Source organism: Herbiconiux sp. VKM Ac-2851 (assembly GCF_013205105.1).
Classification (GTDB): domain Bacteria; phylum Actinomycetota; class Actinomycetes; order Actinomycetales; family Microbacteriaceae; genus Herbiconiux; species Herbiconiux flava.
Genome location: NZ_JABMLJ010000004.1, coordinates 234,186 through 248,679, shown reverse-complemented (window position 1 = coordinate 248,679; position 14,494 = coordinate 234,186). Strand labels below are relative to the sequence as shown.

Below are 14,494 nucleotides of genomic sequence, written 5' to 3'. Positions count from 1 at the left end.
GCCCGTGGAGGCGTCGGCGGCGGGAATCCGTGCGTGAAGGCCGCCGCTACTTGCAGCTCAGCGCCGCGTACGGCACCGAGTAGCTCGAGTGGTACCCGACCCCGTCGACGAACGAGTACGCCGTGACGCTCGCCGTTCCGGCCGCGACCGTCACCGCGCCCGAGCCGACCAGCGAGTACGCCGCCTTGCCGGCCGCCACCGCGGTCACTTTCTTGTCGGTGCCGAGCACCGACAGCCGCACGTCGGCGGGCCGGCCCGAGTCGTTGTACGCGTAGACGGCCACGTGGGCCGTGCCGTTGACGCACTGCGACTTGGCGTTGACACCGAGGCGCACCGGCTGGGATCCGGTGACGACCGCGGTCGCCGACGGCGCCGAGACCGCCGACGGGCCGAGGTCGCTGAGCGCCACGACGGTAGCCGTGTAGGAGCCGGCCGGCACCGAGGCGGATGCGAAGGAGGCTCGCAGAGCATCCGCCCTCACCGTGGTCTCGAGGGGCGAACCGGAACCGTCAGCGCGCGTCAACGTCACCCGGTAGCCCGTGAGCGTTGAGGTGCCGGGCGAGGCCGGGGCCTTCCAGGTCACGTTCACCCCGGCACTGTCGACGCCGACGCCCGGCGCCGCGACCGGCATGGGCGGCGCCGAGAGCGGCACGTTCGCGAACGCCATGTCGGAGGCGAGGTAGAACGAGGTGTAGCTCGGCTGGTTGTAGGTGGTGTTCTGCCGCGCGACCTCGACCCGGTACTGCGGGTCGTGCATCAGCGTGTACAGCTTGTGCGGGGTCACCTCGGTGCTGACGTGGATGTTCAGCGCGCTCGAGTCGGCCGAGCGCAGGATCAGCTCCTCGCGCCAGTCGCCGAACACGTCGGCCACGAGGTTCGCCGTGCCCTTGGTGCCGTTGTTCGTACGCTCGCCGGTGGCGGTGAGGAGGCGGCCGCGGGTCCAGTCGTCGATCGTCGGGCTCGCGTCACCGCTGCCGTTCACGAGCTGCGTGGTGAGGTCGCCCGCCCAGCGGATGGACTGGTTCGTGCCCGGGATCGCCGTGCCGAGGCTCTCGCCCGACGCCGAGCGGAGGCGCGTGGCCCAGGTCTCGAGCCCGGGCACGGTGGGATCGACGTCGCCGACCATGCCGCGACCGGTGTCCTTGCCGCTGTACTCGCCGTAGATCAGTTCACCGGTGGCGGCATCGCGCAGGGCGTAGCCGTAGGGCGCATAGGCGGCTCCCTCGTGCACGGTGAAGATCTCCAGGCCCGGTCGCGCCGGGTCGATGTCGGCCACGTGCATGGCGTCGCCGTGTCCGAGCTTCGCCTCGGTGCCGGGCGCCGCACTGCCCTCGGGCAGCGTGTCGTAGGAGCTGTAGAGCAGGCTGCCGTCATCGTCCAGCGTCGCCGAGCCGTAGACGATCTCCTGCTTGCCGTCGCCGTCGACATCCGCCGCGCTCAGCGAGTGGAAGCCCTGCGTCGTCAGCCGGCCCCACTCCGGGCTCGTGCCCTCGCGGCCGTGCGGCGAGTCGTTGAACGGGTTCGACATCGGTACGAAGCCGCTGTCGACGAGGAAGCGCTGGGCGAGGTTCTCGCCGTCCCAGTCCCAGGCCGCGACGGTCGCGCGGGTGTAGTAGCCCCGGGCGAACACGGCAGACGGATGCTCGCCGTCGAGATACGCGACACCCGCCAGGAAGCGGTCCACCCGATTGCCGGGCTCGATCCGCGACATGGCGTAGTCGCCCCAGAGCAGTCCGTCGTCGGTGCGTCCGGGGGTGTACGGCACGGTCTGCAGCTCGGCACCGGTGGCTCCGTCGAAGACCGTGAGGTATTCGGGGCCGTCGAGGATGAAGCCCTCGAAGTTCCGCAGGGCGTTGCGGGCGCTGCGGGAGGGAGCGTAGACGTCGATGAAATGATCGACGAGCTCGCGCGCATCCGCTTCGCTGAGGGGGTAGTCGTGGGTGACCGGGATGCCGAAGGCCTCCTCGAGCGTGGCCGGCCAGGTGCCGTCGACGACCTCGGGGCGGGTCGACCAGCCCTGGAAGACCTCGACGAGGTGGTCGGCGTAGTCGGCGGCGCTGAGGCGGTAGTCGTCGTCGTTGCCGAAGCCGGCCGCCACGTCGGCCTCGGGGAGGGTGACGAAGGCGTCGTTCGTGACGGCGCCGCCCGCGTAGCCCGTGGACTTCGTGCCGGGCGCGGTCTTCGTCATGAGCTCGGCGCGGCCGTCGCCGTCGAAGTCGTAGACCATGAACTCGGTGTAGTGGGCACCGGCGCGGATGTTCACGCCGAGGTCGATGCGGTTCAGCAGCGTGCCGTCGAGCTCGTAGGTGTCGAGGAAGACGGTGCCGGTGTAGCCGACCTGGGAGACGTCCTTGGCGTTGGACGGGTCCCACTTGACGATGAACTCGTAGGCGCCGTCGCCGTCGACGTCGGCCACCGAGGTGTCGCTCGCGGAGTAGGTGTAGGCCTCGCCGGCGGGGGTGACGCCGTCGGCGGGCTTGGTGAGCGGGATGCTCGCGACGGCGTCGCTCGTGCCGCCGGCGCTGCCCGTCAGTGCGGTCGCCGGGGCGCTCTGGGCGCCCACCTGTCCGCCGAGCACGGGGGCGACGGTGTAACTGCTCGCCGCCGTGCCGTCGGGGTCGCGGAAGTTCGTGCTGTCGGTGACGTCGGCGATCTTCGCGCCGTCGCGGTAGACGGCGAAGTCGGCGCCGGTGAGACCTGTGTCGTTCGCGCCGGAGGCCTCGCTCTTCAGCAGGCGCCAGCTGAGGAAGACGCCGTCGCTCGTGGGGGCGGCGACGAGGCCGCGGTCGAGCGCCTCGAGCTTCGGGGTGCTGGAGGCTGCTGCTGCTGCTGCTGGTGCTGCGGCTGCTGGTGCCGTCCCGGCCGGCGTTCCGGTCGCCGTTCCCGTTTCGGCCGGTGCCGCGGCGAACGCGGCCGGCGCGGCCGTCAGAGCGAGAGCGGCGGCGGTCACTCCGACCAGTCCCGCCCGTCCCGCACGTTTGAATCGATTCATCATTGAACCCCAATCACCGGAAAGCCCTTTCCCGATTGCGGGCCAAACTATCACCCCCCTTTGGGGGAGGTCAACGGTCGAGCGTCGGCTCCCGCCGAGGACGGCGGGCGACCGCGTCGGCGATCGCGGCCACCGCGAGCAGCACCCCGTTCCACAGGGCCGCCCCGACGAGCGCGGCGATCGGCAGGATGACGATCCCGTACTGCTGCTCGCTCCACAGCACCGACAGCGCGAGCACGGCGAACCCGATCGTCCCGACCCCCGCGACCAGCCGCGCCACCACCGCCACTACCCCCGCGGGCCCGGTCGACCCCGCCGTCCGCCGCCGCCGCCCTCCGCGTACACCCATCCACACCGTCGCCGCGCCCGCCACCAGCAGCACGACCGGCACGACGAACAACAGGGCGGCGGCTCCGGACATGGCGCGAGCCTATCGCCGCCTCCGCCATCCGTCGCCGATCGACAGCGCCGACGCGCCACGCACTCCCGAGCCGAGCTGAGCCACCGGGACCACCGGCCGATAGCGTGGGCCGCATGGAAGCGAAAGCAGTCACCGTCGGCGTTCCCGTGCGAGACCTCGAGCGGGCGACCGAGTGGTACCGGGCGGCATTCGGGCTGGGCGAGCCCGACCTGGTGCCGATGGAGGGTCTCGCCGAGTACGACCTCGGCGCGTTCTGGCTGCAGCTGGCCGCCGCGCCCGAACGCGCGGGTCGCGAGGGCCTGACGGTCAACATCAGCGTGGCGGACGCGGGCGGCCTCCGCGACGACCTCGCCGGCAAGGGGCTCGAGGTCTCCGTGCTGCAGCGCTTCGAGGGCGTCGTCGAGTTCTTCGCCCTGACCGACCCCGACGGCAACACGATCGGCTTCGTCACCGAACTCGCCTGACCGGCGACGAGATCCGTGGGTCGACGAGGTGGGCCAGTCGCCTAGTTCTGCTCCGGCCCCGCCGGCCCCCCATGGCCCGGGTCGTCGTCGGGCGTCTGCCGCCAGGCGTGCCGCGTGCCCCAGAAGATCATCGCCACGGCCAGAATCGCGAACGGCACCCCGACCAGCCAGTTGTCCATCGTGAGCCACAGAGCCGCGGCGAGGACGAAGAACACGATCCCGGTCGCGACGTGCTGCTGCGAGGTGCTGTCCGACGATCCGCTCATGCCTCCACGCTACGAAGATCCTCCCAGCCCGCGCATCCCCCGCGCGACGGAGTCACTCCTCCGGCGGCTGCTCGATCAGCGTCAGCTGCCTGCCGTCGGGGTCGATCAGGAACCCGGCCCGCAGCCCCCAGTCCTGCCGCCGCACGGGGTGCGCCCGCGGCATCCCGTGCGTCGCCTCAAGCACACCGGATGCCCGGATCGCCGAATAGAGCTCGTCGACGTCGCCCACCCGAACGGTGCACATGGCGCTGCTCGAGTACGGATCGAGACCCGGCGCGGGGAAGAACTCGAGCTGCACCCCGCCGCGGGCCAGGATCATCCACCCCTCGTCCCGGAACACCCGCCCGAACCCGAAGGCCCCGTAGAACGCCTCGGTGCGCGCGAAGTCCCGCGACGGCAGATTTGGCACCGCCCGATCGAAGCCGCCGCTCCTTCGGGAGCCGCCGTTCACGGGGCCGTCACTCCCGCGGCTGCAGCGCCTGGGCGAGCATGACGATGATGCCGCTGGGGCCGCGGAGGTAGGTCAGCCGGTACTGGTCGAGGTAGGTGGCGACGCCGCGGAGCGGGAGGCAGCCATGGCGGGCGGCGACGGCCAGCGCCTCGTCGATGTCGTCGACCGAGAACGCGACCCGGTGCATCCCGATCTCGTTGGGGAGGGTGGGCGAGGTCTCGATCGCGTCGGGGTGCAGGTACTCGAAGAGCTCGAGCTGGCCGCCGCCGTCGGGAGTGACGAGGATCGCGATCTTCGCGTGGTTGCCGTCGAGTCCCACGGCCGTGTCGGCCCACTCGCCGCTGACGGTGTCGCGGCCGGCCACGGTGAGGCCGAGGTCGGTGAAGAACGCTACGGCCTCGTCGATGTCCCGCACCGCGATGCCCACGTTCTCGAGCCTGATCGCCATGGCCCCACGCTACGAGCCCCAGCGCCCGAGCGCTAGGGCCCGAGCCCCAGGGCCCGAGCCCCAGCACCCGAGCGCCAGCACCGGTCCCATCACCGGCACCCCGCGCATCCGGTCGAGCCCCGCGGGGGACGGACGAGCCCGGCTCAGCCCAGGTTGATCGCGACGACGAGCCCCACGAAGCACAGCGTCACGAACCCCACGACGAGGATCGTGCCCGCGCTCCACGAGGTGCGCAGCCTCCCCCTCCCCGAGTCGACGTGCCGCGCCCCGCCGTCGGCGACCGCCGCGCCGATACCCGGCTCGCCTCGCGCGACCCGCTCGTCGCGCCACCGCCCCCAGCGCTCGATCCGGTCGTCGAGCGCGTCGACGGCCGCGGCGAGCGCCTCCCACCGCTCGGCCCGGTCGGTGACGAGGTCGCGGGCGCTGATCAGGAACATCCAGTCCCCCACGATCTCCACGTCGAGCCCGCGCAGGTGGTCGACGAGCCGGGCCATCACGTCGGGCGTGAACAGGTACAGCGCATCCCGCTCGTACCCCTCGGGGCAGTACAGCCGGAAGTACCGGTCGAAGTCCCCCTCGAGCGACAGCACCTGCGTCTCCCGCAGCACCGCCGAGGTGTGCAGCGGCCTCCTCGGCCCCTCCTCGGCACGCAGCAGGATGTTCGGCAGCGCCACCGGCAGCCGCAACGCGCAGTACCCGCCGAACTGCGGCGCCGTGTTCTCCATGGTCGCGTTGACCAGTTCGTAGTTCGCGAACTCCACCCCGCGCTCGCCCGGTGTGCGCAGCACCCGGTAGAGGTTCAGCACGCCCCGCCGCCGGAACGGCGACCCGAGGGCGGCCTTCGTGGGCCCGGGGCTGTACGTCATGCCGTTCGCCGCGGCGAAGCCCATCAGCCTGTGGTGCACGCGCGGCCGGGGCCGACGTCGCCGCAGCCGGGCCCATGCCCATCCGCAGATCACCCCGGCGAAGAGCATGAGCGCACCGATGACGCTCTGCACCATCACCGCCTGCACGACCTCGGGCCCGCCCTCGCCGATCGTCGCGAGCACGATGAGCACGAAGGCCAGCAGCCCGATCGGGGCGGTGAACGTGGCGAACCCGAGGATCACCCGCCGGAACACGCCCGCCAGGTCGCGCGCCTCCGGGTGCGCAGCGACGAGCGCGCGCCACGAGCGGCGCACGTCGCGGCGATGCACCGGTTCGGTGAGTGCGGTCGTGTCGATGGGTGTGGGCAACGCTTGGACAGTCGTCCGGCCCCCGTTCGCGTGAGAATGCACCACCAGACGATAGTGGCCCGAACGACGGCGGCCCGCCAGGCGGCCGGCACGGGCATCCGCTCGACTGGTCGACGAGGGGGTCGGCAGCCAGCTCGCGGAAGGCCTGCAGGGCGCCGGGCGGGCAGCTGCTGCTGCTGCTGCTGTCAGGCTGCTGCGATCACGCGGCTGGGATCAGCGCGCTTCGACGGCCTCGTGCAGCCAGTCCTGGGCCCGCCCGATCAGGGCCTGCGCCACCGGCGTCTCCTTCGCCCAGTTCTCGAAGCCGTGCGGCGCCCCCTCGACGATGTCGGTGGTCACGGGCACTCCGGCACGCGCGAGCGCCTCGGCGTAGGCGCGGTCCTCGGCGGCGAACAGCTCGATGTCACCCCAGGCGAGGAACGCCGGCGGCAGCCCCACGAGTTCGGTACGACGTCCGGGTGCCGCGTACGGAGGCACCGTCTCGGCACCGGCCGGGCCGCCGAGGTAGCCCGACCAGCCCTCCCGGTTTGCGGCGTTGTCCCAGACGAAGTGCTGCTCGGCGTCCAGCTCGGGGCGGGCGGCGGTGCGGTCGTCGAGCATCGGGGCGAAGAGCCACTGCGCGCACGGCTGCACTCCCCCGTCGTCGGCGAGGCGCTGCACGAGGGCGGCGGCGAGGCCCGCCCCGGCGCTCTCGCCGCCCACAGCGAGGCGCCTCGGGTCGATGCCGAGCGAGGCGGCGTGGTCGAGCATCCACCCCCAGGCGGCCCGCACGTCGTCGTGGGCCGCGGGGAACGGATGCTCGGGAGCGAAGCGGTAGTTCGCCGAGACGATCACCATGCCGAGTCGTTCGGCGGTCGAGAGGCAGAGCGCCTCGTCCTGCCGGGCGTCGCCGAAGAGGAGGCCGCCGCCGTGGATCCACAGCAGCCCCGCCCCGCTCAGCTCCGCCTGCGGCCGGTACACCCGCAGCCGCACGCCTCCGGCGCGCGCTCGCTCGACCTGCACCGCCTCGGACTTGGGCACCGGCATCAGCCGCACGGCAGCGCGCACGAGCCACCGTGGCGCGGACACCTGCGCCCGCTTCATCGGTTCCCGCAGCTCGGGCAGCACCCGCTCGACGTCCATCGCCGCTCCTCTCGCTCGCGTCCCCAACCTAGTCCTTCCGGACACTCTTGTCCGGAGCGGCTGGTGAGCGGACCCGGCCCGTCAGACGACGAGCGCGAACGCCAGCACGGTGAGTGCCCACAGCACGAGCACCGCCGAGGCGACCGTGCTCTGAACCGCCACTCCCCCACCACCCAGAGCCCCGGATGCTCGGATCGCCCTCACCCCGAACACCATCCCGGCGACACCGAACCCGACGCAGCACAGCAGCATCGACACGAAGCCGCCCACGACCGTGCCGGTCAACGTCGCCCCCGCCGCCGACGCCCAGTACGACGCGGCCAGGACGACGAGCAGCAGCACGAACCCGATGCGCAGCAGGAGCAGTGCCCGTCTGGCCAGGGCATTCGCTCCCGGCCAGAACGCCCGCGCATACGCCTCGCCGAACATGCCGGGCTTGGCCGCGCGGTGGTCGAACTCCGTCCAGCTCGCGCCCGACCACCAGCGCTCGCGCGCCGGGTCTTGCGGGTCGGCGTACCAGCCGGGTGGGGGCAGCACGCCCTCGGTCTGATCCGTCATCGTCGGCCTCCTCCGCTGACGCCATCGCCCCGCGCCTGAGTGATTGTGGCACAGCCCGGCCCGGCCGCCGCGCACACTCCGGACGAATAATCGGGGGTACGGCGACCATAGTGGCGGCGGTACCCCCGATTATTCGTCCGGAGCGCACTGACGGGTGCCGCGGTCAGCGCCAGGGGGCGAGTTCGGTCGCCAGGAGGGCGCGGGCACGCGCGATCATGCCGCGGACCGTCGAGACGGGGAGGGCGAGGCGGCGGGCGATCTCGTCGTAGCTGAGGTCGTCGAGTTGGCGGAGGTGCCAGCAGCGCCGTTGCGCGTCCGGCATGGTGTCGAGCACCCGCTGGACTTCGGCCGCGAGCAAGGAGCGGCGCGCGGAGTCGTCGGGGTCGGGCTGGTCGGCGGCGAGCATCCGGTGGTCGAGGGGTTCGCCGTCTCGGGTGCGAACCGCTGCCGAGCGGAGGCGGTCGTAGCTGCGGCGGCGGGCGGTCGTGACGAGCCAGCCGGCGATGGACTCGCCGTCGATGACGCTGTCGGCGTGCGTCCAGGCGGCGAGAAAGGTCTCCTGCACCACGTCATCGATGTCATCTGTGCTTCCGAGGGTGCGGTGCGCGACCTGACGGAGCAGTCCCGAGTAGCGCCGGACGATCTGCGCGAACGCCCGGTCGTCGCCGGAGGCCGCCCGCACGACGAGCACCCGATCCGAGTCCCACGAGAGGTCGTCGAGCGGACTCGGCGGCGCGACCCGCGAAGGGCTGACGACGCTGAGGGCACTGCTTCTGGGTGACATGCGGGCTCCGGACACTCGGTCAATACGTACGCATGATTCGGCACGGCCGCCACGGGCGATTGGAGCTCGCCTGACCCCAGTTGGAGGGATGGCCGGGCCCGGATGCGCTGCGGATGACGTAGCTGCACCGATCCGCAAGGCCGTGGACTCGGCTCGGGTGCCGGAGTAACCTCGCCCGCATGTGCAGGAACATCCGCGTGCTCCACAACTTCCAGCCGCCGACGACCGATGACGAGGTGCGGGAGGCGGCCCTGCAGTTCGTGCGCAAGGTGAGCGGCTCGACGCATCCGTCGCGGGCGAACACGGCTGCCTTCGACCGGGCCATCGACGAGATCGCGGCCGCCACCCGCCGAATGCTCGACGAGCTCGTCACGAACGCGCCGCCGAAGAACCGCGAGGACCAGGCGATCAAGGGCCGCGAGCGCCACGAGAAGCGCATGGAGCGCGAGGTGCGCATCCGCACCGCGGCGGTCTGACGCGCCGCCGAGGGCGCGGGCGCGCGGGGGCGCGGGCCCAGCGGCGAAGGGGTCGACGAGGGCTGCGCCTGGCGCGAAGTCACGACGATAGGCCTGACCGCGCGGGCGGGGCCCACCGGTGGAGTGACGAAGGGGCCGCCGAGCGGAGCGGGGGCGGGCGCCTAGAACGGCGGGGTGTCTGGGAGGTTGATCGGGCCGCTGCCCGCCGAGCGCGGGCGCTGGTGCGCTCGGGGTTGCGGGGCGGGTGCCGCGTGGTCGGGCGGGCGGGTCGTGTGCCGAGCGCCCGAAGGGGATGTCCAGTGCAGCGCCCGGGCCTCGCCCGACTTAACCTCCCACCCCGTCTGGTGCTTCACGGTGTGGTGCCGGCGGCAGAGGGCGGCGAGGTTGTCGAGGCTGGTCTCGCCGCCGTGGGCCCAGTCGGTGGTGTGGTCGAGGTCGCAGCGGTCGGCTCGGCGGGCGCAGCCCGGGAAGCGGCAGGTCTCGTCGTCGAGCACGACGGCGGCCCGCAGGTCGGCCGGCACCTTGTACCGATCGCGCCCGACCGAGAGCCGCTGCCCGGTGACAGGGTCGGTCAGGATGCGCAGGAACGACGGCGCCCCCGCAGCGAGCTGACGCGCGGTCTCGAGCGGGATCGGCCCGTAGCCCTGCAGCTCGCCGCCCTCGTCGGAGCGACCCAGCAACGACAGGGCCGGCACGGTCACGACGACGTTCGCGGTGATCCCGCGAGCACGCGCGGCGGTGTCGCCATCGCGGTGCAGAAGCAGTTCGACGAGACCGTCGGCCCGCAGCTGGGCATGCGTGCGCGTCTCGTCGGGCGAGCGCAGGGCGCGCCCGAGGTGGTCGAGCGTGTCGTCGATGGCGAAGGCCGCGACGGCCGGCAGATGACAGACCACCGTCGCCATGCCGTCGCGCTCCTTTTCCACCCACACCGCCCGCTCGTCTCGCGCTTCGCGGTGGCGCACGTCGATCGACTCGGGGTGCATCCGCTCTCGCACGGCCCGCGCATGGGTGGCCAGCTGGGTGGGAGTCTGCGTCGAGGCCTTCGCGGTCGCCGCCACCTCGAACTCGCCCCGCGCCGCCTCGGGCAGCGTTCGCGCCTGCCGTACCACCGCTTGCGCGTGCTGGTAGCCGATGACACCGCGGGCCAACGCGTCGAGCGTGTGCGGCAGGAACTCCTCGAGCGTCTCGGCCTCGTCGATGCGCTGCGCCGCGGTCGCCTCGGGCAGGCGCAGCGTCGTCGCGATCTCGGCCACCAGCGACCGCCGCGCGTGCTCGAGCGACCCGCCTTCCAGCCCCGCGAGCCAGTGCGCCTTGCGCGCGGCGGCCGCGAGCAGCACCACCGCCTCAGCCTCGAGGACGGCCTGCCGAGCCCGGATCTCGGCCACCGCATCGGCGTCAGCCCCGATCCCTCGCAGCAGCGACTCCCGCGTCTCCAACACCGACGCGCCGGCGACGACAGACCCTTCGGCGAGGGCGGATGCAGAGGCGAAAGATGGTTTCATGAGCTTGTTTCAATTCTAACGAAAACACGGCCGGTGAGCAAGCGAATCCCCAGACCAAGCTCGACTTGCGACTATCCCGACCACACCCCTCGAGGGCAAGCGCGAAGCGCGCGGCAGCACCCGACAGACTGCCGCGCGCTCCGCGCTTGCCCACCAGATGATCGGGTCGCCTCCCCGATAAACTCACGCCCATGGTCCACCAGGTCACCACGGCTTACTCCCAGAGATCGGCCGAATACACAGAGCTCTTCGGATCGATGCGGCACGTGCATCCGTCAGACCTCGCCCTCGTCACCACCTGGGCCGCGAGCATCGACGGCCCGGTCATCGATGCCGGCTGCGGGCCCGGCCAGTGGACGGCCTATCTCACCGAACGAGGCCTGTCAGCCCGCGGCGTCGACCGGGTGCCCGAGTTCGTCGCCCGCGCGCGCCGCAGCTACCCCGGCGTGCCCTTCGCGCTCGGCAGCCTCGACGCGCTCGACGGGGCCACGGGGTCGATCGGGGGTGTGCTCGCGTGGTACTCGCTCATCCACCGCGAGCCGTCGACGATTCAGGATGCTCTGCGGGAGTTCCACCGTGTGCTGAAGCCGGGCGGCGCCCTCCTGATCGGCTTCTTCGAGAGCGCTGTGCTCGAGCCCTTCGACCACGCCGTCGTGACGGCCCACCGCTGGCCCGTCGACCGCCTCACGGCCGAACTCGAGCTCGCCGGGTTCGCGGTGCGTGAGACGCACGTGCGCGTCAGCGCGGGTGAGCGCCCTCAGGCCGCGATCTGGGCGCGGGCCTGAGGGCGGGCGGGGGTCAGCCGCAGAGGTACTCGACCTTGTAGATCGAGTCGCTGAGCGCGTTCTCACCGCCGAGCAGGAGCAGGTCGATCGTGTCGTAGCTGCGGATCGCGTTCCAGATCGGCTCCGGGTAGCAGTCGCGCTGCACCAGGAAGAGCGGGGCGTCGATCGTGGCGGCCACCGGCCCACCCGCGAGGGCGTCGGCGAACCCGGCGCCGGTGGCGAGCAGCGCGGTCTCGCCCGTGCCGAAGACGGCCGTGTTGATAGCCGCCGAGGTCTCGAACCGGTCGGCTCCGCTGACGCGGGAGATCTCGCCGCCCATCGGCAGGGTCGCGAGGAGCGCGTCCTCCATGCCGACGCTGACGGAGTTCGGCCCACCGGCGACCCAGATGCGGTTCGTGCCGAGACGCTCGAGCAGCTTCGCGGTCGAGGCGTCGAGCCGGCTGTCCTGCCCGGGGACGAGCAGCACGGCGCCACCGAGGTGCGCGACCGCGGGGCCAGCTGAGAGCGCGTCGGGGAAGTTGGCGCCCGTGGCGGCGAAGATCGTCGCGGCACCGTCGGCGCAGTCACCCTCGGCCTGACCGCAGAACGCGTAGTCGATCACGTTGCGCGAGACCTCGTAGCGGTCGGCGCCGCCGATGCGGGCGATGTTCGGCTGCAGCTTCGCGAGCTGCGTGTACACGCCGGCCGAGATCGCCGCCTCGCCGCCGACCACGACGATCTTCTGCGGCTTCAGGGCGCCGAGCGCCTTGACCGTGGCGTCGGGAACCGAGGTCGACGTGACGAGCAGCAGGGCGCCCTCCTGGTGCGCGGCGGCCGGGCCGGCGCTCAGCGCATCGGGGAACCGCTCGCCGTTGGCGATGTAGACGACCGGCAGCCCCGGCGCGAAGGCGAGGGTCGAGATCAGCGCGGCGACGTCGTAGCGGGTCGCTCCGCCGTAGCGGTAGGTGTACACGCCCCAGCGGTCCAGGCCGGCGTTCACCTCGACGGCGGGCTGGCCCGCGACGATGGTGATGAGGTCGGCCTCCGACTCGTAGAGCTGGTCGTCCCAGTACTCGCTGCGGGCATCCTGGCTGGGCTGGGCGACGAAGTGCAGTCGGTACTGGCCGGGCTCGAGGCCGGTGAAGGCGAAGGACGGGCCGTCGGCACTGGCGACCGGGGTGAACGCACCGGTCTCGGGCACGAGGCGCGCGATGTCGACGGTGACGCCGTACGCGGGCTCGTCCGTCTCGTCGAAGGTGACGCCGCCGATGATCGAGCCCGTTGCGGCGTCCTGCACAGCGGGAGCAGGAGCAGGAGCAGGAGCAGGAACGGATTCGGCGCCCATCCCCGGCGCACCGAGCTCTGCACCCTCGGGAGCAGTGGCCCACGATCCGGCCGCACCGGAGTGCCCGCCGAGCCCGCTTCCGGCACCGTCGGGCTGCACCTCGGCGCCCGCGGGAAGCGCTCCACCGAGCACCGCCATCACCGCGACGACCGTCGCTGCCGCCACCATCGAAATCCGCCTGCCAGACATGGCACTCCCCCGCATCACAACCCCTGTCGCCCCCGCGACAGCTGTCGCTGAGGCGAGCATAGGGCATCCGCCGAGCCGCGCGACGGGCACTTCCCGCGCCGAATCGCGAATGTGCCCCGTACTGGGGGAAGGGGGTCAGACGGACGGATGGATGCCGCCGGGGCGCAAAAAAGGCCCCTCGGGAGGGGCCGTGTCTTGCTGGGGTACCTGGACTCGAACCAAGAACAACTGAACCAGAATCAGCCGTGTTGCCAATTACACCATACCCCAATGGCCTTCACCGGAGTTCGGGCCGTCGTCTACCCTAGCCTATCCGCGGCCCCGTGCCAAAAGCACCGCGAGCGTCCCGCGCATCGCGCTCAGAGTGCCCCGCGCACCGGGCTCAGAGCGGCGCGATCACCGCGTTCCGCACGTGCTCGTAGACCACCGAGGTGCGCACGTCGGCCACCTCCGGCCGCTCGGTCAGCCGGTCGATCACGAACCCGTAGAGGGCCTCGTTGTCGGGCACCGCCACGTGCACCAGGAAGTCCTCGCTGCCCGAGGTCACGAACACCCCGATCGTCTCCGGCAGCGCGCTCACCCACGACCGGAACCCCTCGATGTTCTTCCGGGACGGCGGCCGGATGCGCACCGCGATCATCGCCTGCACCCCGCGTCCGAGCGCGGCGAGGTCGACGGCGACGGTCGATCCGGTGATGACACCGCGGTCGCGCAGGGCCCGCACACGGTCGAGTGCGGTGGTCGGCGCCACCCCGACCGAGGCGGCGAGGTCGCGATTGGTGCGCCGTGCATCCGTCTGCAATTCGCGCAGGATGGCCGTGTCGAGTGCGTCCAGCGAAGCCATTCGGCCCCCTTCTCCGTATGATGTACGGCTTGTTTGCGCAAGCGTCGTGCAGGTGAATACTATCGCCGCAGTCGGCCGCGCAGGTCGGCCGCACATCGAGCACTGAGAGCACGGAGAGAACGACGGATGCCCGCGACCCCCGCCTACCGCCCCGAGGAGATCCTCACCCACGAGTCGACCCGGTCGGCGCGACTGAAGTGGGTGGTGGTGGTCGACACGGCCCTCGAACCCGGACGCCTCGCCAACGCCGTGGCCTGCGTCGCCGCGGCCACCGGGGAGGCGGTGCGGGGGCTGCAGGGGCCGGGCGGTCCTGACGCGAGCGGGGCCGAGCATCCGGGACTCGCCTGGGCCGGCTGCACGGTGCTCGGAGCCGGGGCCGAGCAGCTCGCGACCGTGCGGGCCAAGGCCGTGGCGGCGGCCTCCGCGGCGGAGACGGATGACGATGCCGTCTGGATCGCGGACATGCCGCTCGCGGCGCAGACGACCCGCGTCTACGACGAGTACCTCGCCGAGCTCGCGCGCACCGCGCCCGAGCAGCTGCAGTCACTGGCGCTCAGCATCGTGGGGCCGCGTGCGACCGTCGATCGCATCGTGAAGAAGCTCAAGCTCCTCTGAGCCCGGTGGATGCCCGTC

16 protein-coding genes and 1 tRNA gene are annotated in these 14,494 nt (G+C 72.0%); 4 read left to right on the top strand and 13 right to left on the bottom strand.

The features are described from left to right. Positions 1–46 precede the first annotated feature (46 nt). Complete coding sequence (locus HQQ85_RS19390; protein WP_173184240.1) at positions 47–2,992, bottom strand: rhamnogalacturonan lyase; 2,946 nt, start codon at positions 2,990–2,992, stop codon at positions 47–49. A gap of 70 nt (positions 2,993–3,062) precedes the next feature. Then, entirely contained in the window at positions 3,063–3,413 is a 351-nt protein-coding gene (locus HQQ85_RS19385; RefSeq protein ID WP_173184238.1) for a hypothetical protein, read from the bottom strand. A 113-nt stretch (positions 3,414–3,526) separates the two neighbouring features. Here HQQ85_RS19385 and HQQ85_RS19380 point away from each other — a divergent pair, with 113 nt between their 5' ends. Beyond that, positions 3,527–3,877: a VOC family protein gene (locus HQQ85_RS19380; protein ID WP_173184236.1), complete on the top strand. Its 351-nt coding sequence runs from the start codon at positions 3,527–3,529 to the stop codon at positions 3,875–3,877. 41 nt (positions 3,878–3,918) lie between these two features. On the opposite strand, the gene HQQ85_RS19375 is transcribed toward HQQ85_RS19380, so the two are convergent. The 7 genes from HQQ85_RS19375 to HQQ85_RS19345 form a co-directional block, all read right to left on the bottom strand. Further along, complete coding sequence (locus tag HQQ85_RS19375; protein ID WP_173184234.1) at positions 3,919–4,143, bottom strand: hypothetical protein; 225 nt, start codon at positions 4,141–4,143, stop codon at positions 3,919–3,921. Between the two features lie 52 nt (positions 4,144–4,195). After that, positions 4,196–4,594: a bleomycin resistance protein gene (locus HQQ85_RS19370; protein WP_173184232.1), complete on the bottom strand. Its 399-nt coding sequence runs from the start codon at positions 4,592–4,594 to the stop codon at positions 4,196–4,198. Between the two features lie 7 nt (positions 4,595–4,601). Further along, positions 4,602–5,042 (bottom strand): VOC family protein, encoded by a 441-nt coding sequence (locus tag HQQ85_RS19365; protein ID WP_173184230.1) that lies wholly within the window; start codon positions 5,040–5,042, stop codon positions 4,602–4,604. Between the two features lie 143 nt (positions 5,043–5,185). Then, complete coding sequence (locus HQQ85_RS19360) at positions 5,186–6,277, bottom strand: hypothetical protein (protein ID WP_173184228.1); 1,092 nt, start codon at positions 6,275–6,277, stop codon at positions 5,186–5,188. Positions 6,278–6,490: 213 nt separating this feature from the next. Beyond that, positions 6,491–7,399, bottom strand: a complete 909-nt coding sequence (locus HQQ85_RS19355) for an alpha/beta hydrolase (RefSeq protein ID WP_173184226.1) — start codon at positions 7,397–7,399, stop codon at positions 6,491–6,493. An 81-nt stretch (positions 7,400–7,480) separates the two neighbouring features. Continuing rightward, a complete protein-coding gene (locus HQQ85_RS19350; protein WP_216851897.1) occupies positions 7,481–7,957 on the bottom strand; it encodes a DUF2510 domain-containing protein in 477 nt (158 codons plus the stop codon). Positions 7,958–8,120: 163 nt separating this feature from the next. Beyond that, positions 8,121–8,741, bottom strand: a complete 621-nt coding sequence (locus tag HQQ85_RS19345; protein WP_173184224.1) for an RNA polymerase sigma factor — start codon at positions 8,739–8,741, stop codon at positions 8,121–8,123. Between the two features lie 179 nt (positions 8,742–8,920). Here HQQ85_RS19345 and HQQ85_RS19340 point away from each other — a divergent pair, with 179 nt between their 5' ends. Continuing rightward, positions 8,921–9,217, top strand: a complete 297-nt coding sequence (locus HQQ85_RS19340; RefSeq protein ID WP_173184223.1) for a DUF2277 domain-containing protein — start codon at positions 8,921–8,923, stop codon at positions 9,215–9,217. A gap of 161 nt (positions 9,218–9,378) precedes the next feature. On the opposite strand, the gene HQQ85_RS19335 is transcribed toward HQQ85_RS19340, so the two are convergent. Further along, the gene (locus HQQ85_RS19335) at positions 9,379–10,719 is read right to left on the bottom strand and encodes an HNH endonuclease signature motif containing protein (RefSeq protein WP_173184221.1); all 1,341 of its coding nucleotides are present in this window, start codon (positions 10,717–10,719) and stop codon (positions 9,379–9,381) included. Positions 10,720–10,910: 191 nt separating this feature from the next. Between HQQ85_RS19335 and HQQ85_RS19330 the strand changes: the two genes are divergently transcribed. After that, entirely contained in the window at positions 10,911–11,504 is a 594-nt protein-coding gene (locus tag HQQ85_RS19330) for a class I SAM-dependent methyltransferase (protein ID WP_173184219.1), read from the top strand. 13 nt (positions 11,505–11,517) lie between these two features. On the opposite strand, the gene HQQ85_RS19325 is transcribed toward HQQ85_RS19330, so the two are convergent. The 3 genes from HQQ85_RS19325 to HQQ85_RS19315 all read right to left on the bottom strand — a co-directional run bounded on the left by HQQ85_RS19325 (position 11,518) and on the right by HQQ85_RS19315 (position 13,861). Next, on the bottom strand, positions 11,518–12,996 hold the full coding sequence (locus HQQ85_RS19325) for a cell wall-binding repeat-containing protein (RefSeq protein WP_173184217.1): 1,479 nt from the start codon (positions 12,994–12,996) through the stop codon (positions 11,518–11,520). A gap of 219 nt (positions 12,997–13,215) precedes the next feature. Beyond that, positions 13,216–13,287 (bottom strand) — tRNA-Gln (locus HQQ85_RS19320). A 112-nt stretch (positions 13,288–13,399) separates the two neighbouring features. Next, the gene (locus HQQ85_RS19315) at positions 13,400–13,861 is read right to left on the bottom strand and encodes an Lrp/AsnC family transcriptional regulator (RefSeq protein WP_173184215.1); all 462 of its coding nucleotides are present in this window, start codon (positions 13,859–13,861) and stop codon (positions 13,400–13,402) included. A 126-nt stretch (positions 13,862–13,987) separates the two neighbouring features. Between HQQ85_RS19315 and HQQ85_RS19310 the strand changes: the two genes are divergently transcribed. Beyond that, positions 13,988–14,476 (top strand): DUF2000 domain-containing protein, encoded by a 489-nt coding sequence (locus tag HQQ85_RS19310; RefSeq protein WP_173184213.1) that lies wholly within the window; start codon positions 13,988–13,990, stop codon positions 14,474–14,476. Positions 14,477–14,494 lie beyond the last annotated feature (18 nt).

Excerpts from the sequence above, each read along its gene's own strand:
- HQQ85_RS19355 (WP_173184226.1), bottom strand. The coding sequence starts at position 7,399 with ATGGACGTCGAGCGGGTGCTGCCCGAGCTGCGGGAACCGATGAAGCGG.
- HQQ85_RS19390 (WP_173184240.1), bottom strand. The coding sequence starts at position 2,992 with ATGAATCGATTCAAACGTGCGGGACGGGCGGGACTGGTCGGAGTGACC.
- HQQ85_RS19325 (WP_173184217.1), bottom strand. The coding sequence starts at position 12,996 with ATGGTGGCGGCAGCGACGGTCGTCGCGGTGATGGCGGTGCTCGGTGGA.
- HQQ85_RS19330 (WP_173184219.1), top strand. The coding sequence starts at position 10,911 with ATGGTCCACCAGGTCACCACGGCTTACTCCCAGAGATCGGCCGAATAC.
- HQQ85_RS19365 (WP_173184230.1), bottom strand. The coding sequence starts at position 5,042 with ATGGCGATCAGGCTCGAGAACGTGGGCATCGCGGTGCGGGACATCGAC.
- HQQ85_RS19345 (WP_173184224.1), bottom strand. The coding sequence starts at position 8,741 with ATGTCACCCAGAAGCAGTGCCCTCAGCGTCGTCAGCCCTTCGCGGGTC.
- HQQ85_RS19335 (WP_173184221.1), bottom strand. The coding sequence starts at position 10,719 with ATGAAACCATCTTTCGCCTCTGCATCCGCCCTCGCCGAAGGGTCTGTC.
- HQQ85_RS19380 (WP_173184236.1), top strand. The coding sequence starts at position 3,527 with ATGGAAGCGAAAGCAGTCACCGTCGGCGTTCCCGTGCGAGACCTCGAG.
- HQQ85_RS19315 (WP_173184215.1), bottom strand. The coding sequence starts at position 13,861 with ATGGCTTCGCTGGACGCACTCGACACGGCCATCCTGCGCGAATTGCAG.
- HQQ85_RS19350 (WP_216851897.1), bottom strand. The coding sequence starts at position 7,957 with ATGACGGATCAGACCGAGGGCGTGCTGCCCCCACCCGGCTGGTACGCC.
- HQQ85_RS19310 (WP_173184213.1), top strand. The coding sequence starts at position 13,988 with ATGCCCGCGACCCCCGCCTACCGCCCCGAGGAGATCCTCACCCACGAG.
- HQQ85_RS19340 (WP_173184223.1), top strand. The coding sequence starts at position 8,921 with ATGTGCAGGAACATCCGCGTGCTCCACAACTTCCAGCCGCCGACGACC.
- HQQ85_RS19385 (WP_173184238.1), bottom strand. The coding sequence starts at position 3,413 with ATGTCCGGAGCCGCCGCCCTGTTGTTCGTCGTGCCGGTCGTGCTGCTG.
- HQQ85_RS19375 (WP_173184234.1), bottom strand. The coding sequence starts at position 4,143 with ATGAGCGGATCGTCGGACAGCACCTCGCAGCAGCACGTCGCGACCGGG.